The following is a 17,894-nucleotide window of genomic DNA, read 5'->3' as shown; positions in this document are numbered from 1 at the left end:
TGGTGGGGCTGCCCGTGCCTCGTCGTGTGCGGGTGCGTGGAGGCTGGGCACGCCGTTCCTCGCGCCCCTGGTGGGGCGCCGCGCCCTCTTGGGGCGGCGCCCCGTCTCGCTCCGTGAGTTACGCGCGGGTGCGGCGGCGGGTCAGGGTTACCGTGGCGGCACCTGCGAGCAGGAGCGCTGCCGCGCCGCCCGCGATGTAGGGAGTCATCGAGCTGCCGCCCGTCTCCGCCAGGTCCGCCTTGTCGCCCTGCGGGGTGGTGTGGTCCTTCGGGGGGTTGGACGCGGCCGGGGTCGGGCTCGGGGACGCGGGCGGCCGGGGGGTCTGGCAGGTGGCTTCGGCCAGCGTGACCTCGCCCTCGACCTCGGCCACGTTCAGCTTCAGCGGGTTGACGGAGACCTTGAGCCGGAGCGCGGAGGCCGCCGCGGTCGTGGAGGTCGTGGACCGGTCGGAGAGGCCGAGGGAGACTTCGCCGACGCCCGGCACCTTGACCGCGGTGGTGCCGCCCGCGGTCAGCGTCACCCGCTTGCCGAGGACCGTGACGGAGCCCAGCAGATTCGATTCGGCGACCGGCTTCTCGCCCGCCGCGCACAGGGCCCGCGCGGTGACCTGGTCGACCTCGATCAGGGAGAGCAGCGGCAGCCCCGGGACATGGACCTTGGCGTGGACGAGCCGCGTGAAGCCCTCCGCCTTGTGCGCGTCGACGGTCGCCCTCGCCTTGGCCACGTCCGCGCGCAGCACGCTGAACGGCTGCCCGCCGTCGACGCCGTCCAGCTTCACGGTGAGCGCGGTCCTGTCGGCGCTTGCGGGGGCCTGCACCTCGTTCAGCGCGACCCTCAGCGGGACGTTCACGGTCTTGTTGAGCAGCGAGACGTCCAGGCCCGTGCGGAGCACGACCGCGCCGGCCCGGCCGCCGTGGTCGCCCGTCGCGGCGGCGGGGCCCGCGGTCGCGAGCACGGCCGGCCCGGTGGCGAGCACGGTCGCGGCGGCCGTCGCGACGAGGCGGCGGGCGGGCGTGCGCAGGACGGTGGTGACAACAGTGGAGCTGGGCATGCTGGTGGGACCCCCAGGAGACAGCGGATGAGGACAGGAACGGGACAGGCGAGTGAGCGGCGCACGGTCCGTCGGGGTGGCGCGGATGGGGACATCGCACGGCACCGGTGACGGCGTCGGCCGGTCATCGATGAGGGAATCTTTACGCACTGAGAGTGAACAGGCGGCAACCTGCCGTGAGTTCACCCCAAAGGGAGGTTTCCGCGCATGTCTTCGAATCCTGAGGCTCGGATGTTCCCTCACGTCACCCTGATGGCACGCGGACCGGCGCGAGGGGCTCATACGCCGGTGGAAGAGCGGGCGCGGGCGAGTTGTGTGCAACGAGCGGCCGGCCGACCGGGTAACGCTCCGTCAACCACGTTCGGCCGAGCCGGGGTCGGCCCTAGCCGACCATGCGTCCGCGCAGCACGATCCGGCGGGGCGCGGCCAGTACCCGTACGTCCGCGCGCGGGTCCGTCTCGTAGACGACGAGGTCCGCCGGAGCGCCCTCCTCCAGGCCGGGGCGGCCGAGCCAGGCGCGGGCGCCCCACGCGGTGGCCGAGACCGCCTCGACCGGAGGGATGCCGGCCTTCACGAGTTCGGCGACCTCGCCGGCGACAAGGCCGTGGGCGAGCGAGCCGCCCGCGTCCGTGCCGACGTAGACCGGGATGCCGGCGTCGTAGGCGCCGCGCACGGTGTCGTAGCGGCGCTCGTGGAGCCTGCGCATATGCGCCGACCAGCGCGGGAACTTCTCCTCGCCGCCCTTGGCGAGCTGCGGGAACGTGGCGATGTTGACCAGGGTCGGCACGATCGCGACGCCCCGCCGCGCGAAGAGCGGGACCAGGTCGTCGGTCAGGCCGGTGGCGTGCTCGATGCAGTCGATGCCCGCCTCGACGAGGTCGCGCAGCGACTCCTCGGCGAAGCAGTGGGCCGTGACGCGGGCGCCGAGCCGGTGGGCCTCGGTGATCGCCGCCTCGACGGCGCTCCGCGGCCAGCAGGCGCCGAGGTCGCCGGTGCCGCGGTCGATCCAGTCGCCGACGAGCTTGACCCAGCCGTCGCCGCGCCGGGCCTCCTGGGCGACGTACGCGACGAGGTCCTCCGGCTCGATCTCGTGGGCGTAGTTGCGGATGTAGCGGCGGGTGCGGGCGATGTGCCGGCCCGCGCGGATGATCTTCGGCAGGTCCTCGCGGTCGTCGATCCAGCGGGTGTCGGAGGGCGAGCCCGCGTCGCGCAGGAGGAGTGTCCCGTGGTCGCGGTCGGTCAGGGCCTGCTTCTCGGCGGTCTCGGCGGGGACCGGGCCGTGGGCGTCGAGGCCGACGTGGCAGTGCGCGTCGACGAGGCCGGGAAGGGTCCAGCCGTGGACCGTCGTCACGTCCCGGCCGGGGGTGCGCGGGCGGTCGTAGGTGATCCGGCCGCCCACCACCCACAGTTCGTCGCGCACGTCGTCGGGTCCGGCCAGGACCCGGCCCGTCACGTGCAGGGTCCCCGCTCGGCTCAGCTCACTCATGCGCCAAGCCTATGAGGGGGGTGGGTACGCTCGACAGCGGCATCCCGTCCGAACCCGTGAGCGAAGAGAGCACCACCGTGACGCATCCGTTTCTCGATCTGGCCCCCCTGAGCGCGGAGCACTTCGCCGCCATCGAGGACCGCGTGGCCCGTCTGCTGAACACCTCCGCCGCGCAGGACGTGGTGATCATGCAGGGGGAGGCGCTGCTGCCGCTGGAGGGGGCGATCCGCGCGACGGCCGGGCCGGGCACCGTCGCCCTGAACGTGATCACCGGCCCGTACGGGCAGACCTTCGGCGACTGGCTGCGCGACTGCGGGGCCACCGTCCACGACCTGGCGGTCCCCTTCCACACGGCGGTCACCGCGGAGCAGGTGCGGGCGGCGTTCGCCGAGCACCCGGAGATCGACTTCGTCTCGCTGGTGCACGCGGAGGCCGCCACCGGCAACACCAACCCGGTCGCCGCGATCGGCGAGGTGGTGCGGGAGCACGGCGCCCTGTTCTACCTCGACGCGGTGGCGTCGATCGCCGCCGAGCCGGTGCTGCCGGACGCGTGGGGCGTCGACCTGTGCGTGATCGGCGCGCAGAAGGCGATGGGCGGCCCGGCCGGCGTCTCGGCCGTGTCGGTGAGCGCGCGGGCCTGGGAGCGGATGGCCGCCAACGCGCAGGCGCCGCGCCACTCGTACCTGTCGCTGCTCGACTGGAAGCAGCGCTGGATCGACGGGGGCCGCACGGCGCTGCTGCACGCGCCGGCGCAGCTGGAGATGCTGGCCCTGGAGGCGTGCGTGGAGCGGATCGAGAGCGAGGGCCTGGACGCGCTGATGGCCCGGCACGCGAGCGCGGCGGCGGCGACCCGGGCCGGGGCGCTCGCCCTGGGCGGCGGCCTCGGACCGTACGTCCACGCGGCGGCCGACGCCGCCCCGGTCGCCACGACCCTGCGGGCGCCGGCCGGGACCGACGCCCGGGACCTGGTGGCCCGGGCGCTCGCTGTCGACCCGGTGCTGCCGCTGGTCGCGGGCGGCGGGGCGCTGGCCGCGGAGATGATCCGGGTCAACCACTACGGCCCGCAGGCCACCCGCGGTGTCGTGCAGTCCTCGCTGGCCGCGCTGGGCGGGGCGCTCGCGGAGGCCGGGTGCCCGGTGGACCTGGAAGGCGCGCGAAAGGCCGTCGCCGCGGCCTGGGCATAAGCGAGGGCCCAGGCATAAGCGATTACGCCTTCGCACAACGGCGCCGCCCTTTCGGGCGGCGCTTTTTCTTATTCTTCTTCCAGGCATTCTTCAGGTAAATATCGGAAGCGGCTTCCCGTACTGCTTCTGCCCGATTCCCCGATCCCTAAACACTAAGATTTCAACAACGGGAAACGGCGTGATCCCGACGCCCACCTGGCCGGTTCACCCTGTGTGACACACTCCACACCGGTAGCGTTTTGCCCGTTATGTTCGTAGCAAATCACCCTATTACGCCGAGGATTCCTGCGCGGGCTCACCCGCGCGCGATAACACAGATCGGCCCAGCACGTAACCCCTCTCCCAGATGCAATCCCAGAAATTGCTCGGTAAATTCAATTCGCATGACCGCCGCACAAGCGCAATTCCAGCTCGACCAGCCGAGCGTGGCCGACGGGGCCGCGATCTGGCGTATCGCACGCGACTCCAAGGTGCTCGATCTCAACTCCTCGTACAGCTATCTGCTGTGGTGCCGCGACTTCGCCGCCACCTCGGTGGTGGCCCGCGACGAGGCCGGCGAGGTCGCCGGGTTCGTGACCGGATACCTCCGGCCGGACCGTCCGGACACCCTGGTCGTGTGGCAGATCGCCGTGGACGACGCCCACCGCGGGCACGGTCTGGCCGGAGAACTCCTGGACGCACTGGCCGCCAGGGTCGCCGCCGAGCGGCAGGTCACCACTGTCGAGACCACCATCACGCCGGACAACGCGGCGTCCCAGGCGCTGTTCCACTCCTTCGCCCGCAGGCACGGGGCCGGGGTGGAGCGCCGGGTGCTGTTCGACGCCGGGCTCTTCCCGGACGACGGACACCTGCCCGAGGAGCTGTACCGCATCGGACCGCTCGCGCCGGCCGCCTAGCCGAACCGCGCCCCCAAGCCATTCCCCTGCAACTCCCCTCCCCACGAGGAGCTTTCGCTGTGACCATCACCCAGCCGGACCTGAGCGTCTTCGAGACCCTTGAGTCGGAGGTGCGCAGCTACTGCCGAGCCTGGCCCACGGTGTTCGACCGGGCCCAGGGCAGCCGCATGTACGACGAGGACGGCCACGCGTACCTGGACTTCTTCGCGGGCGCCGGTTCGCTCAACTACGGGCACAACAACCCGGTGCTCAAACGCGCGCTCATCGACTACCTGGAGCGGGACGGTGTCACGCACGGTCTCGACATGTCGACGAGCGCCAAGCGCAACTTCCTGGAGTCCTTCCAGAACATCATCCTGCGCCCGCGCGACCTGCCGTACAAGGTCATGTTCCCGGGTCCGACGGGCACCAACGCCGTCGAGTCCGCGCTGAAGCTGGCCCGCAAGGTCAAGGGCCGCGAGTCGATCGTCTCCTTCACCAACGCCTTCCACGGCATGTCGCTCGGCTCGCTCGCCGTCACCGGCAACGCCTTCAAGCGGGCCGGCGCCGGCATCCCGCTGGTGCACGGCACGCCGATGCCGTTCGACAACTACCTGGACGGCCAGACCCCGGACTTCATCTGGTTCGAGCGGCTCCTGGAGGACCAGGGCTCCGGCCTCAACCAGCCCGCCGCCGTGATCGTCGAGACGGTGCAGGGCGAGGGCGGCATCAACGTGGCCCGTGCCGAGTGGCTGCGCCAGCTGGCCGACGTGTGCAAGCGCTGGGACATGCTGCTCATCGTCGACGACATCCAGATGGGCTGCGGCCGCACCGGTGCCTTCTTCTCCTTCGAGGAGGCGGGCATCACACCGGACATCGTGACCGTTTCGAAGTCCATCAGCGGGTACGGACTCCCCATGTCCCTCTGCCTCTTCAAGCCGGAGCTCGACGTCTGGGAGCCGGGTGAGCACAACGGCACCTTCCGCGGCAACAACCCCGCGTTCGTGACGGCCGCCGCCGCCCTGGAGACGTACTGGACCGACGGCCCGGCGATGGAGAAGCAGACGCTCGCCCGCGGTCAGCAGGTCGACGAGGCGCTCGGCGCCCTGCGCGACGAGTTCCGCGACGACACCGTGCAGTACCGCGGCCGCGGCCTCGTGTGGGGCCTGGAGTTCCGCGACAAGGAGCGGGCCGGCAAGGTCGCCAAGCGCGCCTTCGAGCTCGGCCTGCTGATCGAGACCTCCGGCCCCCAGAGCGAGGTCGTCAAGCTGCTTCCGGCGCTGACGATCACGCCCGAGGAGCTGGAGGAGGGGCTGCGCACGCTCACCAGGGCCGTGCGCGAGACAGCCTGACACCCCTCAGGAACGTATTAGAGAGAGGCAGCAACTCACCGTGATTGTCCGTTCGTTCAAGGAGATCGAGAACACCGACCGGCACGTGAGGTCGGCGTCCGGCACGTGGGAGAGCAAGCGCATCGTCCTCGCCAAGGAGAAGGTCGGCTTCTCCCTGCACGAGACGATCCTCTACGCGGGCACGGAGACCGACATGTGGTACGCCAACCACATCGAGGCCGTACTCTGCGTGGAGGGCGAGGCCGAGCTCACCGACCGGGAGACCGGCGAGAAGCACTGGATCGAGCCGGGCACGATGTACCTCCTGAACGGCCACGAGCGCCACACGCTGCGGCCCAAGACGGACTTCCGCTGCGTGTGCGTGTTCAATCCGCCTGTCACCGGGCGGGAGGACCACGACGAGAACGGCGTCTACCCGCTGCTGACCGAACCCGAGGAGGCCTGATCCCCATGACCGCCATCTCTGCGGAGCACGGCATCGCCGATCTGTACCCGACCCGCGGCACCTCGGAGGTGGCGACCCCGCGCGTCGACCCGGTCGTCTGGTCGCCGCCGGGGGCGCGGGGCCCGATCCGGGAATCGGATCTGGCGGGCTTCGAACGGGACGGCTTCCTCGCGATCGACGAGCTGATCGGCGCGGACGAGATCGGCACGTACCAGGCCGAGTTGCAGCGGCTGATCACCGACCCGGTGATCCGGGCGGACGAGCGCTCGATCATCGAGAAGAAGTCGCAGGAAGTGCGCTCCGTCTTCGAGGTGCACAAGATCAGCGAGGTCTTCGCGGACCTGGTGCGTGACGAGCGCGTCGTGGGCCGGGCCCGCCAGATCCTCGGCTCGGACGTCTACGTCCACCAGTCGCGGATCAACGTCAAGCCCGGTTTCGGGGCGAGCGGCTTCTACTGGCACTCGGACTTCGAGACCTGGCACGCCGAGGACGGCCTCGCGAACATGCGGACGGTGTCGGTCTCCATCGCGCTGACGGAGAACTACGACACCAACGGCGGCCTCATGATCATGCCGGGGTCGCACAAGACGTTCCTCGGCTGCGCCGGAGAGACGCCGAAGGACAACTACAAGAAGTCGCTGCAGATGCAGGACGCGGGCATCCCCTCGGACGAGGCGCTGACCAAGTTCGCCGACGCGCACGGCATCAAGCTGTTCACCGGCAAGGCGGGCTCGGCGACCTGGTTCGACTGCAACGCCATGCACGGCTCGGGCGACAACATCACCCCGTACCCGCGCTCGAACGTGTTCATCGTGTTCAACAGCGTGGAGAACCCGGCGGTGGAGCCGTTCGCGGCGCCCGTGCGGCGCCCGGAGTTCATCGGCGCGCGGGACTTCACCCCGGTGCGGTGACGTCCGTACGCGGCGGAACAGGGGCGGGACCGGAGTAGCGGTCCCGCCCCTGTCGTGTGTGCTCTCGGCCAAGAGGCTCAGGAGGACAGCGCGTCCAGCAGCCGGTCGACGTCGTCCGCCGTGTTGTACAGGTGGAAGGAGGCCCGCAGGTTGCCCGCCCGGTCGGAGACCTCGATGCCCGCCGCGCGCAACTCGGGCTGCAAGGAGCCGAGTCCGGGCACGGAGACGATAGGGGAGCCAGGGGCCGGCACGGGGCCCCGGCCGAGGGCGGCCAGGCCCGCGCGGAAGCGGTCGGCGAGCGCCAGGTCGTGGGCGCGCACGGCGGCCGGGCCCAGCTCCTCGATCACGGCGAGGGACTGGCGCGCTCCGGTGTACGCGATGAGGCCCGGCGCCTCGTCGAACCGGCGGGCGGAGCGGGCCAGTTCGGTGACGGGACCGTAGCAGCTCTCCGCGGGCCGCTCCCCCGCCACCCAGCCGCCGAAGACGGGGGTCAGCTCGCCGGGATCCTCCGGGCCGACGAAGAAGACCGTGCCGCGCGGGCAGGTGAGCCACTTGAAGGCGACGGCCGCCACGTAGTCGGCGTCCGGGGCGTACCCGTCGAGCGGGGACCAGCCCGCGGCCTGGGAGGCGTCCACGTAGAGGCGGGCGCCGTGGGCGCGGGTGGCGGCGCGCAGGGCGGCCAGGTCCGCCACGCGGCCGTCGGCGGACTGGGCCGCGCTCACGGCTACCAGGGCGGTGGCGGGGCGGACGGCGTCGGCGAGGCCGTCCAGCGGGACGGCGCGGACCGTGAGGTCCCCGCGGACGTAGAAGGGGTTGACGGTGGAGCTGAACTCGCCCTCGCAGGTGAGGACTTCGGCGCCCGCGGGGAGCGAGGCGGCGATCAGTGCGGTGAAGACGGCGACGGAGGACCCGGTCGCGACCCGGGCCACCGGGACCCCGGCGATCCGTGCGAACGAGGCGCGGGCCTCCTCGACGTCGGTGAAGAGGGAGTCGAGGGAACGCCCCTGAGTCATGGTGTCGAGCGCGATACGCATCGCGTCGGCAGCCCGTGCGGGCAGCAGCCCCGAACTCGCGGTGTTCAGGTAGGTGGTGTCCGGGGTGTACTGCGCGCGGACGAGGTCGGCGTCGAGAACGGCGGCGTCGGGCGGGTGGGCACCGGAAGTCTCCATGGTTCCACTGTGCCCCGCCGCCGGACGGGTCAGGCCTGGGGGACCGCGCAGCCGTCGGGGCCGCACGCGTCGCCGCCGGCACTGTCGACCAGGGTGAGCGGGGAGCGGCTCTGCCACGCCTGGGTGAGGGCCTGGGTGAAGACCTCGGCGGGTTGGGCGCCGGAGACGCCGTACTTGCGGTCCAGGACGAAGAAGGGGACGCCGCTCGCGCCCAGCTCGGCGGCCTCGCGCTCGTCGGCGCGGACCTCGTCGGCGTAGGCGGCCGGGTCGGCGAGCACCGCGCGGACCTCGGCCTCGTCGAGCCCGGCCGCGACGGCGAGGCGGACGACGTGCTCCTCGTCGGCGAAGACGGAGTCCTCCTCGGCGAAGTTCCCGCGGTACAGGGCGTCGATCACGGCGTCCTGGACGCCCTTGGCGCGGGCGAGGTGGAGCAGGCGGTGCAGGTCGAAGCTGTTGCCGTAGTCGCGGCCCGCGGTGAGGTAGGGCAGGCCGAGGCCGGCCGCCTGCTCGCCGAGGCCCTGCTCGTTGGCGGCGGCCTGCGCCTCGCTGATGCCGTACTTCTGGGCGATGTGCGGGACGACGAGACCGGTGTCGCCCTTGGGGACCGTCGGGTCGAGCTCGAAGGAGCGGTGCACGACCTCGACCTCGTCCTTGTGCGGGAAGGCGTCGAGGGCCTGCTCGAACCGGGCTTTGCCGAGGTAGCAGAAGGGGCAGTTGATGTCGGTCCAGATCTCGACGCGCATGGGGTCTCTCGCTCCGGTTGAGGTACGGCGCAGGGGTGCCCTGCGCTCTACGTCAACCGGGGCGAGCCGCCGCTCATTCCCGGCGGCGGGGGGCCCGCGCCGTGGTCAGGAGCCGTCCCGCAGCCCTTGCGGCCCGTTCGGGCGGAACTCGATGTGCTCGTAGCGGACCGTGCACCCCGCACCGGTCGGCGACTGGGCGAGGAAGCCGACGAGGGCCGCGCCCGCGGACTCCTCGTCGCCGAGGGAGAAGACGCGCACGAACGTCCAGCGCTCGCCGTCGGTGGAGGCGTGGAAGGCGAAGGCCCGGCCGGTGCGGCTGATCCGCAGCCACACGGTGGACCCCGGCACCACGAAGGAGTTCGCGTCGTCGGAGCGGCCGCGGGTGACGACCGTGCAGATGGTGGGCTCGTCCGGGGAGCGCTCGTAGCAGAGCTTGGCCCACTCCCGCTCCCCCACGTGCACGTAGAGGACGCCCGCGTCGAACGCCGCGGCGAAGCCGACGGTGACCCGGGCGATCAGCTGGAAGTCGCCCTCCGGCGCCCCGAGCAGGCGGGGCGCGTCCGAGGCGGGCTCCAGCGCGTCGCCGGCCGGCGGCACGAAGCGGTCCTGGCGGGCGCCGGCCCGGCCGGTGAGTGCCCCGTCCGCGTACGCCCAGTGCCCCTCGGGGCCGTACGGGCGCAGCGGGAAGGGCAGTTCGGGCAGGTGCAGTTCTTTCACGGCGGTCAGTTCTCCAGGCGGCCGTCGTAGCGGCGCGGCAGGCCCAGCGGGTTGTCGTCGCGCAGCTCCGCGGGGAGCAGGGCCTCGGGGGTCGTCTGGTACGAGACCGGGCGCAACCAGCGCTCGATCGCGGTGCCGCCGACCGAGGTGGAGGTGGAGGTGGTCGCCGGGTAGGGGCCGCCGTGGTGCTGGGCGGGGGCGACGGCGACGCCGGTCGGCCAGCCGTTGACCAGGACGCGGCCGGCGAGGGGGGTCAGCTCGGCGAGGAGCTTGGCGCCCCGGCCCTCGCCCGCGGCCTCGCCCTCGGAGAGCTGGAGGGTGGCCGTCAGGTTGCCGGGCAGGCGGCTGAGGACGGCGCTGACCTCGTCGGTGCTCTCGTACCGCGCGACGACGGTGACCGGGCCGAAGCACTCCTCCAGGAGGAGGTCGTGTGCTCCGCCCTCGATGGCGAGGTGGGTGGCCGGGACCGTGAGGAAGCCGGGCGAGACGGTGTGCTGTCCCCCGGCGCCGGGGGTGACCGGGGCTTCGACGTCGACGAGTTCGGCGCGCTCGGCGACGCCCGCGACGAAGTTGTCCCGCATGCGGTGGTCGAGCAGCACGCCGGCGGCGGTGGAGCTGACGGCGGCGGTGAGGGACTTGACGAGGGTGTCGCCCGCCGGGCCGTTCGGCGCGAAGACCAGGCCCGGCTTCACGCAGAACTGGCCGACGCCGAGGGTCATGGAGCCCGCGAGGCCCGTGCCGATCTGCTCGGGGCGCTCGGCGGCGGCCGCCTCGGTGATCACGACCGGGTTGAGCGAGCCCAGCTCGCCGTGGAAGGGGATCGGCACCGGGCGCGCCGCGGCCGCGTCGAAGAGCGCGCGGCCGCCGCGGACGGAGCCGGTGAATCCGGCCGCCGCGACCAGCGGGTGCTTGACCAGCTCGACGCCGGCCTCGAAGCCGTGCACGAGACCGAGCACGCCCTCCGGGATGCCGTGCTGCACGGCGGCCCGGCGGATCACGGAGGCGACCAGTTCGGAGGTGGCGGGGTGGTCGGGGTGGGACTTGACGACGACGGGGCAGCCCGCGGCGAGCGCGCTCGCGGTGTCGCCGCCGGGCACGGAGAAGGCGAAGGGGAAGTTCGACGCGGAGTAGACGGCGACGACGCCGAGCGGGATCTTGTAGCGGCGCAGGTCCGGGATGGGCGGGGTCGCCGTGTCGTCCGGGTGGTCGATGACGACGCCGAGGAAGGCGCCCTCGTCGACGATCCCGGCGAACGCGCGCAGCTGGAAGCTGGTCCGGGCCAGTTCGCCGGTGAGGCGGACGGGGCCGAGCGCGGTCTCCGCGTCGGCGGCCTCCACCAGGTGGTCCTTGGCCTCGTCGAGCAGGTCGGCGGCGGTGCGCAGGAAGGCGGCGCGCACGGTGCGGTCGGCGAGCGCGGGCCGGGCGTCCTCGGCGGCGCGGACCGCCTGGTCCACCTCCTGGGCCGTGGCCTCGACCGCGACCTGCTCCCGCTGCTTCCCGGTTCGGGGGTCGACACTCCAGACTGGTGCTGCTGCCACGGCGAATTCCTCCAGCTTTTCTCGCGGCTCGCCGGACGGGCCACGAGGGTCGTTCGATATACTGAACGCTGTCTCTATCGGTGAACTGTATGGAGACTATTTCTCGTAGAACGAAGGGGTCAAGGGCGATGTCGGCAGGCGAGACGGGGGCTGGTGCGGGCACCGCGACGGGGGCCGCGCCGGGTGGCGCGCAGGTCAAGTCGGCGGTACGCACGGTCGAACTCCTCGAATACTTCGCCGGGCGCCCCGGCATGCACTCCCTGGCGGCGGTCCAGGAGGCCGTCGGGTACCCGAAGTCGAGCCTCTACATGCTGCTGCGCACCCTGGTCGAGCTGGGCTGGGTGGAGACGGACGCGACCGGCACGCGGTACGGGATCGGGGTGCGGGCGCTGCTGGTCGGCACGTCGTACATCGACGGCGACGAGGTGGTGGCGGCGGCGCGGCCCACACTGGACCGGCTCTCCGACGACACCACGGAGACCATCCACCTGGCGCGGCTCGACGGCACGAACGTGGTCTACCTGGCCACCCGCCAGTCGCAGCACTACCTGCGGCCCTTCACGCGGGTGGGGCGGCGGCTGCCCGCGCACTCCACCTCGCTGGGCAAGGCGCTGCTCGCCACCCACACCGACGAGCAGGTCCGCAAGATGCTGCCCGAGACGCTGCCCGCGCTGACCGAGCACACGATCACCGACCGCGAGAGGCTCATCGAGGAGCTGCACGCGGTGCGCGAGCAGGGGTTCGCGGTGGACCGCGAGGAGAACACGCTGGGGCTGCGCTGCTTCGGCGTCGCCGTCCCCTACCGCACGCCGGCCCGGGACGCGATCTCCTGCTCGGTGCCGGTGGCGCGCCTGACGCCCGCGCACGAGCAGATGGTCAAGGACGCGCTGTTCGACGCCCGCGACCGGCTGACGCTCGCCACGCGCCGGCTCTGAGGCCCGGCCGGGCCCCGCCGATGAGAGCTTTCTGAGAAAACGGGGTCAACGGAACGATTCACCCCTGGCCGCTCGTCCTACCGGCGGGATGAACAAGACGATCAGGCGCGCCTCCGTCTTCAGTCTGCTCCTCGTCCTCGCTCTGCTGGTCAGGGCGACGTGGGTGCAGTTCTACGACGGCAAGGCCCTCGCGGACAACGACAAGAACCGGCGGAAGACGATCGCGCAGTACGCGTATCCGCTCGGCGACATCATCGTGGGCGGAGAGGCGGTGACGGGCTCGGCGAAGACAGGTGGCGGCAGCGACCTGACGTACAAGCGGACCTACAAGGACGGCTCCCTGTACGCGGCGGTGACCGGCTTCACCTCGCAGGTGTACGGCTCGACGCAACTGGAGGCGCTCTACCAGGACGTGCTCGACGGCAGCGACCACCGGCTGAAGAACCCCGTCGACACGGTCACCGGCAAGCACGCGGCCCCTGGTGACGTGGTCACGACGATCGATCCGGCCGTCCAGATGGCGGCGTCCCGGGCGCTCGGCGACAAGAAGGGCGCCGCCGTCGCCCTCGACCCGGACACCGGGCGGATCCTCGGCATGGTCTCGTCGCCGTCGTACGACCCGTCCGCGATCACCGGCTCGGGACCGTCCGACGCGCGGGCCTGGAAGAAGCTCTCGGCCGACAAGGACGTGCCCACGCTGAACCGGGCCCTGAAGCAGGCGCTGCCGCCGGGCTCGACGTTCAAGCTGGTGGTGGCCGCGGCCGCCCTGGAGGACGGGCTGTACGGGTCGGTCGACGACCGGACCGACTCCCCGAACCCGTACCTGCTCCCCGGGACCCACACGTATCTGAAGAACGAGAGCGCGAGCGCGCCGTGCGAGGACGCGTCCATCCGCACCGCTCTGCAGTACTCGTGCAACAACGTGTTCGGCAAGATGGCCGTGGAGCTGGGCCAGGACAAGGTCCGGGCGATGGCCGAGAAGTTCGGCTTCGACGACAAGAAGCGGGACGTGCCGGTACGGGCCGCCGAGAGCGTCTACCCCTCCGGCATGGACAAGGCGCAGACCGCGCTCTCCGCCATCGGCCAGTTCGACGTGACGGCCACGCCGCTGCAGATGGCGATGGTCTCCGCGACGCTCGCCAACGGCGGCGAGCAGGCCGCGCCCCACATGGTGTCCGAGGTGACGAACGCGGACGGGGACGCGGTCACGAGTTACCCGGACTCCGACAGCGAGCGGGTCGTCAGCGAGTCGACGGCGGCGCAGTTGCGCTCGGCGATGGAGACCGTGGTGGCGAAGGGCACGGGGACGAACGCTCGGATCGGCGGGGCGACCGTGGGCGGCAAGACGGGCACGGCGCAGCACGGCGAGAACAACAGCCAGACGCCGTACGCCTGGTTCACGTCGTACGCGACGGACGACTCCAGCGGGAAGAAGGTGGCGGTGGCCGTGGTGGTGGAACAGTCGGACGCGGCCCGCTCGGAGGTCAGCGGCAACGGTCTGGCGGCGCCGATCGCCAAGGCGATGATGGCGGCGGCACTGAAGAAGTAGCCACCGCTGCGGCCCGGGTTTCCGCCCTGCGGAAGCTTCCCTTCCGTGCGGTACGAAATCCCGCACACCCTTCGAAAGGCCGTACGGAACGCGGTACGCTCTCGCATCCCGTCGGGCCGACAGTGAGGGGAGGGAACCGCGTGAGCACCGTGGTGGACGACGACGCCTCCGCCGAGTTCCACGCCTTCTTCGAACGGCATCACGCCGAACTCGCCCGGCTCGCCCACCTGTTGACGGGCGAGCCGGACGCCGCCGACGATCTCGCGGCGGACGCGCTGCTCGCGCTCTGGCACCGCTGGGACCGGGTCAGGGACGCCGACTATCCGGTGGCGTACGCCCGGGGCGTCGTCGCGAACCTCGCCCGCACCCGCATCCGCAGCGCGGTCCGCGAGCGGCGGCGCGTCGCTCTGTTCTGGTCCGGCCGCGACGAGCGGAGCGAGGATCCCGACGTGCCGGCCGTGGTCGATGTACAGGGCGCCCTGCGCGAACTCCCGTTCCGCAAGCGGGCGTGCGTGGTGCTGCGGCACGCCTTCGACCTCTCCGAGAAGGACACCGCGCTCACCCTCGGGATCTCGGTGGGTACCGTGAAGAGTCAGACCTCGAAGGGGCTGGCGGAGCTGGAACGGCGGCTCGGCCCGGGCGAGCGGGGCGGGCGGACGCCGGGCCGGGTCCGGGCGGTCGGCGCGACGGTGGAAGGGGGCCGGCGGTGAACGACGAAGTGCGGCGGCGGCTGCGCGACGCCGCCGGTGCGCACCGCCCCGACCGCGAGCGGATGCTCGCGCGGATCGAGCGCGGCATGTCCGACCCGCACCCGTCGCCCGCCGAGCGGCCAAGGCCCGCCGCCGGCTGGGTGCGGATCGCCGGCGCCACCGCCGGGGTCGCCGGGGCGCTCGCCGTGGGCGGCTTCGTGGTGGGCGCGGCGCTGCACCAGGACACGGGCCCGCGGCAGACCGTCGCCGTGACCCCGACGCCCGCGGCCACGCCGAGCGCCGACGCCCCTTCGCGCACGCCGCGCCCCTCCCGCACCCCGCCGGGCGAGGCCAGTGCGCCCGCCGCGCCGCCCGCCGTCCCTTCGGTCGCCGACGGGCCGCTGTGGTCGGACGGGTCCGTCGACCCCGGTTCGAACGACTACTGGGCCCAGAGCGACATCACGCTGAAGACGGAGCGCCGGCTGAGCGCGCTGACGGTCGAGCTGCGGGTCGCCCGGACGGGCAAGGTCTCCGACACCGGCAACTGGCGCTCCCTGTCCGCCGAGGACTTCACGGTCTCCGTCACCGAGCGGGACGGGTTCCTGGTCTACCGGTGGGTCCTGAAGGACGGCCGGACGGTGCCGGTGGGCGAGTACGTCTTCGCCGGGCAGTACAACCACGCGCCGGGCAGGCGGGACGCGGGCGCGGACACCTACCGGGTGACAGGGCGCACCACCGAGGGCGAACAGGCAATCGTGGGCGGGGACTTCGCGTAGCCCGGAGCCTCGGCGCCTTCCGGTTGTGTCCGCCGGGCGGGGCGGCAACCTTTCCTCCCGGCCCGGCGACTACCGGGCATGACCAACCAAGCCAAGCGATCCCCGCACCTCCACCGGCGCCGCGTCGCCCGCCGCCGGGCCACCCTCGGCGGCCTCGCCGCGCTCACCCTCACCGGTGCCGCCCTCGCGACGACCGGCATGCTGAGCACGGCGGACGCCGCGACCGCCTGGCCGACGGCCACCGGCACCCGGGCCGTGAGCGGCACCATCTCGGTATCAGGCAGCTACGACGGCGGGTACCAGCGGTTCTACGGCTCCGGCGACCTCGGCGGCGACGGCCAGGACGAGGGGCAGGACCCGATCTTCGACCTCAAGGACGGCGCCACCCTCAAGAACGTCATCATCGGCTCGCCGGCCGCCGACGGCGTGCACTGCGCGGGCAGCTGCACCCTGCAGAACGTCTGGTGGGAGGATGTCGGCGAGGACGCCGCCACCTTCAAGGGCAAGTCCGCCTCCTCCGTGTACACCGTGTACGGCGGCGGCGCGCGGAAGGCGTCCGACAAGGTCTTCCAGTTCAACGGCGCGGGCAAGCTGGTCGTCACCAAGTTCCAGGTGTCGGACTTCGGCAAGCTGGTCCGCTCCTGCGGCAACTGCTCGACGCAGTACAAGAACCGGAACATCGTCGTCGACGATGTCGACGTCACCGCGCCGGGCAAGGCGATCGTCGGCATCAACTCCAACTACGGCGACACGGCCGCCCTGCGGGGCGTCCGCATCCACGGCGACAGCGGCAAGAAGATCAGGCCGTGCGTGCGCTACAAGGGCAACAGCTCGGGCGACGAGCCCACCGAGACCGGCAGCGGCCCCGACGGCACGTACTGCAAGTACACCGCCTCCGATCTGACCTACGACTGAGCCGGCGCGCGGGAGCGCAGACTCGCGCGGCCGAAACCATTGCTCAGGTATGGCAGCGGCTTGACCTGGGCTTGGAGCGGGCCGTCCTAGGCTCGTCGGGCACCCGGGCCGACGGGCGGACCGTGCGGCGGGTGCGCCCCGCGCAAAGGAACCCCCGTGCCCCAGCAGTTCACCGCCGCCGCGTCGTCGCACGGCCAGTCCCCCCTGCTGCTCACCGTCTTCGCCGTGGGCGGCGTCGTCGCCCTGTGGGCGGGGCTGAGCTGGGCTCTCGACATACGCGGATGCGCTGTCCGGCGCTCCTGGCCCGCCGGACAGCTGCGGTTCCTCGGGGTGGTGCTGGCCGTCGTCGGTGTCGTCCTGCTGGGCATCGTCTACGCGCTGTGGCAGTGGGGCTGACGGCCCCTCAGCCGACGGGGCGCCAGTCGCCGAGGTAGTGCGCGCGGGTGTGCCGGGCGGCCTCGGCGGGGCTGAGCCGTGGCCGGTTCGCGGGCACCGGGACGCGGGCCCCGGCGCCGCGGTTGCGGTACTCGGCGAACCGCTGGCTCTGCCACGGGAAGGCGTCCGACATGTTCGCGTACGGAGCGACGGCGTCGATGCCGGGGCCCAGCCAGGTGTCCCGGACGACGAGCATCGGGCGGGCCGTGGTGTCGGAGCTCGGCACCCACGGCCGGGCCAGCTTGTAGTACGCGTCCGGAGCTTCGGAGGTGATCCGGGAGCGCGTGACCAGGAAGCCGAGCGGGGTGGTACCGGCGGTGGACGGCGCGAACACGAACCCGTACGGGGCGCCGGCCAGATCGGTGCGGGTCAGCGTGTGGAAGTGGCAGCGGTCGTGGACGGCCGTGCCGCGGCCGAAGACGAAGTCGACATCCCCTTCGACGTAGCAGTCGCGGAAGTACTGGCGGGCGCGGGCGGCCGGCGCGGGCGAGTCCGCGTACAGGGTGTCCTGGTGGCCGAGGAAGCGGCAGCCGTAGAAGGCCGAGCGGTCCCCCGTGACCTTGACGGCGACGGCCTGGGTCCCGGTGGTCCCCGGATGGTCCGCGCGCAGCCAGTCGTTGGCGAAGGTGAGGCCCCGGGCGGTGAACCCGTCGCCGTGCAGGGTCACCGTCGCCGACCCCGTGGTGCCGTACGGGCCCGATCCGTCGGGTTTCGGCGTGCCCGCCGCGTTGTCGTGCACCACGACCGTCCGGCGCGGGTCGCCGGCCGCGCCGATCCAGGTCATGCCGGTGGCGGTGGCGGCCACCGCGACCGTCTCGCGGTAGACGCCGGGGGCGAGGACGAGGGTGCGACCGGTGCCGGTGGCCGCGCTCACGGCGGCCTGGACGGTGGTGAAGTCACCGGCGCCGCGCGGGTCGACGTAGAGGGTGGCCGGGGTCAGCCGGCGGGCGGGTGATCCGTAGGGCCCGAAGGGGCCCGGCCGGGCGCGGGCGGGCGTGGCGGCGGCCCCGAGGGCGAGCGCGGCGCCCGCGCCGGCGACGAGAAAGGTCCGTCGCGACGAACCAGGTCGGGGGTGGGGAGAGAACATGGCGGTACTCCATCCGGCCAGGGGCGCGGGGAACTGC

The 17,894-nt window shown here is 72.4% G+C and carries 18 protein-coding genes; 11 read left to right on the top strand and 7 right to left on the bottom strand.

The window, feature by feature from the left end; genetic code table 11:
• Positions 1–118: 118 nt before the first annotated feature.
• Both ABZY33_RS18965 and ABZY33_RS18960 read right to left on the bottom strand, forming a co-directional pair.
• Entirely contained in the window at positions 119–1,051 is a 933-nt protein-coding gene (locus ABZY33_RS18965) for an SCO1860 family LAETG-anchored protein (RefSeq protein WP_356492742.1), read from the bottom strand.
• A 382-nt stretch (positions 1,052–1,433) separates the two neighbouring features.
• Entirely contained in the window at positions 1,434–2,537 is a 1,104-nt protein-coding gene (locus ABZY33_RS18960) for an amidohydrolase family protein (RefSeq protein WP_356492741.1), read from the bottom strand.
• A gap of 77 nt (positions 2,538–2,614) precedes the next feature.
• Between ABZY33_RS18960 and ABZY33_RS18955 the strand changes: the two genes are divergently transcribed.
• From ABZY33_RS18955 to thpD, 5 genes are all read left to right on the top strand, one after another.
• Positions 2,615–3,721 (top strand): aminotransferase class V-fold PLP-dependent enzyme, encoded by a 1,107-nt coding sequence (locus ABZY33_RS18955; RefSeq protein ID WP_356492766.1) that lies wholly within the window; start codon positions 2,615–2,617, stop codon positions 3,719–3,721.
• A gap of 383 nt (positions 3,722–4,104) precedes the next feature.
• Positions 4,105–4,617, top strand: a complete 513-nt coding sequence (gene ectA / locus ABZY33_RS18950) for a diaminobutyrate acetyltransferase (RefSeq protein ID WP_356492740.1) — start codon at positions 4,105–4,107, stop codon at positions 4,615–4,617.
• Positions 4,618–4,676: 59 nt separating this feature from the next.
• On the top strand, positions 4,677–5,948 hold the full coding sequence (ectB, locus tag ABZY33_RS18945; protein WP_356492739.1) for a diaminobutyrate--2-oxoglutarate transaminase: 1,272 nt from the start codon (positions 4,677–4,679) through the stop codon (positions 5,946–5,948).
• A gap of 40 nt (positions 5,949–5,988) precedes the next feature.
• On the top strand, positions 5,989–6,393 hold the full coding sequence (locus ABZY33_RS18940) for an ectoine synthase (RefSeq protein WP_356492738.1): 405 nt from the start codon (positions 5,989–5,991) through the stop codon (positions 6,391–6,393).
• Positions 6,394–6,398: 5 nt separating this feature from the next.
• Positions 6,399–7,304: an ectoine hydroxylase gene (gene thpD / locus ABZY33_RS18935; RefSeq protein WP_356492737.1), complete on the top strand. Its 906-nt coding sequence runs from the start codon at positions 6,399–6,401 to the stop codon at positions 7,302–7,304.
• A 77-nt stretch (positions 7,305–7,381) separates the two neighbouring features.
• On the opposite strand, the gene ABZY33_RS18930 is transcribed toward thpD, so the two are convergent.
• From ABZY33_RS18930 to ABZY33_RS18915, 4 genes are all read right to left on the bottom strand, one after another.
• Positions 7,382–8,473 (bottom strand): aminotransferase class V-fold PLP-dependent enzyme, encoded by a 1,092-nt coding sequence (locus ABZY33_RS18930; RefSeq protein ID WP_356492736.1) that lies wholly within the window; start codon positions 8,471–8,473, stop codon positions 7,382–7,384.
• Positions 8,474–8,502: 29 nt separating this feature from the next.
• Complete coding sequence (locus tag ABZY33_RS18925) at positions 8,503–9,216, bottom strand: DsbA family oxidoreductase (RefSeq protein WP_356492735.1); 714 nt, start codon at positions 9,214–9,216, stop codon at positions 8,503–8,505.
• A gap of 105 nt (positions 9,217–9,321) precedes the next feature.
• Positions 9,322–9,933 carry a DUF1349 domain-containing protein gene (locus tag ABZY33_RS18920; RefSeq protein ID WP_356492734.1) on the bottom strand — a complete coding sequence of 204 codons (612 nt, stop codon included), beginning with the start codon at positions 9,931–9,933 and terminating at the stop codon, positions 9,322–9,324.
• Between the two features lie 5 nt (positions 9,934–9,938).
• The gene (locus tag ABZY33_RS18915; RefSeq protein WP_356492733.1) at positions 9,939–11,471 is read right to left on the bottom strand and encodes an aldehyde dehydrogenase (NADP(+)); all 1,533 of its coding nucleotides are present in this window, start codon (positions 11,469–11,471) and stop codon (positions 9,939–9,941) included.
• Between the two features lie 128 nt (positions 11,472–11,599).
• Between ABZY33_RS18915 and ABZY33_RS18910 the strand changes: the two genes are divergently transcribed.
• The 6 genes from ABZY33_RS18910 to ABZY33_RS18885 all read left to right on the top strand — a co-directional run bounded on the left by ABZY33_RS18910 (position 11,600) and on the right by ABZY33_RS18885 (position 16,731).
• Positions 11,600–12,406, top strand: a complete 807-nt coding sequence (locus ABZY33_RS18910) for an IclR family transcriptional regulator (RefSeq protein ID WP_356492732.1) — start codon at positions 11,600–11,602, stop codon at positions 12,404–12,406.
• 88 nt (positions 12,407–12,494) lie between these two features.
• Positions 12,495–13,955, top strand: a complete 1,461-nt coding sequence (locus tag ABZY33_RS18905) for a penicillin-binding transpeptidase domain-containing protein (protein WP_356492731.1) — start codon at positions 12,495–12,497, stop codon at positions 13,953–13,955.
• A 140-nt stretch (positions 13,956–14,095) separates the two neighbouring features.
• Positions 14,096–14,665: a SigE family RNA polymerase sigma factor gene (locus ABZY33_RS18900; protein WP_356492730.1), complete on the top strand. Its 570-nt coding sequence runs from the start codon at positions 14,096–14,098 to the stop codon at positions 14,663–14,665.
• Positions 14,662–15,420 carry a hypothetical protein gene (locus ABZY33_RS18895; RefSeq protein ID WP_356492729.1) on the top strand — a complete coding sequence of 253 codons (759 nt, stop codon included), beginning with the start codon at positions 14,662–14,664 and terminating at the stop codon, positions 15,418–15,420. Before ABZY33_RS18900 ends, ABZY33_RS18895 begins: the two co-directional genes overlap by 4 nt.
• Before the next feature lie 78 nt (positions 15,421–15,498).
• Positions 15,499–16,335 carry a pectate lyase gene (locus ABZY33_RS18890; RefSeq protein ID WP_356492728.1) on the top strand — a complete coding sequence of 279 codons (837 nt, stop codon included), beginning with the start codon at positions 15,499–15,501 and terminating at the stop codon, positions 16,333–16,335.
• A gap of 156 nt (positions 16,336–16,491) precedes the next feature.
• Positions 16,492–16,731, top strand: a complete 240-nt coding sequence (locus tag ABZY33_RS18885; RefSeq protein ID WP_356492727.1) for a hypothetical protein — start codon at positions 16,492–16,494, stop codon at positions 16,729–16,731.
• Between the two features lie 7 nt (positions 16,732–16,738).
• On the opposite strand, the gene ABZY33_RS18880 is transcribed toward ABZY33_RS18885, so the two are convergent.
• Positions 16,739–17,857: a pectinesterase family protein gene (locus ABZY33_RS18880; RefSeq protein ID WP_356492726.1), complete on the bottom strand. Its 1,119-nt coding sequence runs from the start codon at positions 17,855–17,857 to the stop codon at positions 16,739–16,741.
• Positions 17,858–17,894 lie beyond the last annotated feature (37 nt).

Source organism: Streptomyces sp. NPDC006552, from assembly GCF_040611655.1.
Classification (GTDB): domain Bacteria; phylum Actinomycetota; class Actinomycetes; order Streptomycetales; family Streptomycetaceae; genus Streptomyces.
The sequence above is the reverse complement of the archived record's forward strand: the minus strand, read 5'-3'. Positions and strand labels throughout refer to the sequence as shown.

What these genes read in the sequence shown, in the direction of transcription:
- ABZY33_RS18965 (WP_356492742.1), bottom strand. Translation starts at nt 1,051, where the DNA reads ATGCCCAGCTCCACTGTTGTCACCACCGTCCTGCGCACGCCCGCCCGC.
- ABZY33_RS18960 (WP_356492741.1), bottom strand. Translation starts at nt 2,537, where the DNA reads ATGAGTGAGCTGAGCCGAGCGGGGACCCTGCACGTGACGGGCCGGGTC.
- ectA (WP_356492740.1), top strand. Translation starts at nt 4,105, where the DNA reads ATGACCGCCGCACAAGCGCAATTCCAGCTCGACCAGCCGAGCGTGGCC.
- thpD (WP_356492737.1), top strand. Translation starts at nt 6,399, where the DNA reads ATGACCGCCATCTCTGCGGAGCACGGCATCGCCGATCTGTACCCGACC.
- ABZY33_RS18930 (WP_356492736.1), bottom strand. Translation starts at nt 8,473, where the DNA reads ATGGAGACTTCCGGTGCCCACCCGCCCGACGCCGCCGTTCTCGACGCC.
- ABZY33_RS18925 (WP_356492735.1), bottom strand. Translation starts at nt 9,216, where the DNA reads ATGCGCGTCGAGATCTGGACCGACATCAACTGCCCCTTCTGCTACCTC.
- ABZY33_RS18910 (WP_356492732.1), top strand. Translation starts at nt 11,600, where the DNA reads ATGTCGGCAGGCGAGACGGGGGCTGGTGCGGGCACCGCGACGGGGGCC.
- ABZY33_RS18905 (WP_356492731.1), top strand. Translation starts at nt 12,495, where the DNA reads ATGAACAAGACGATCAGGCGCGCCTCCGTCTTCAGTCTGCTCCTCGTC.
- ABZY33_RS18890 (WP_356492728.1), top strand. Translation starts at nt 15,499, where the DNA reads ATGACCAACCAAGCCAAGCGATCCCCGCACCTCCACCGGCGCCGCGTC.
- ABZY33_RS18880 (WP_356492726.1), bottom strand. Translation starts at nt 17,857, where the DNA reads ATGTTCTCTCCCCACCCCCGACCTGGTTCGTCGCGACGGACCTTTCTC.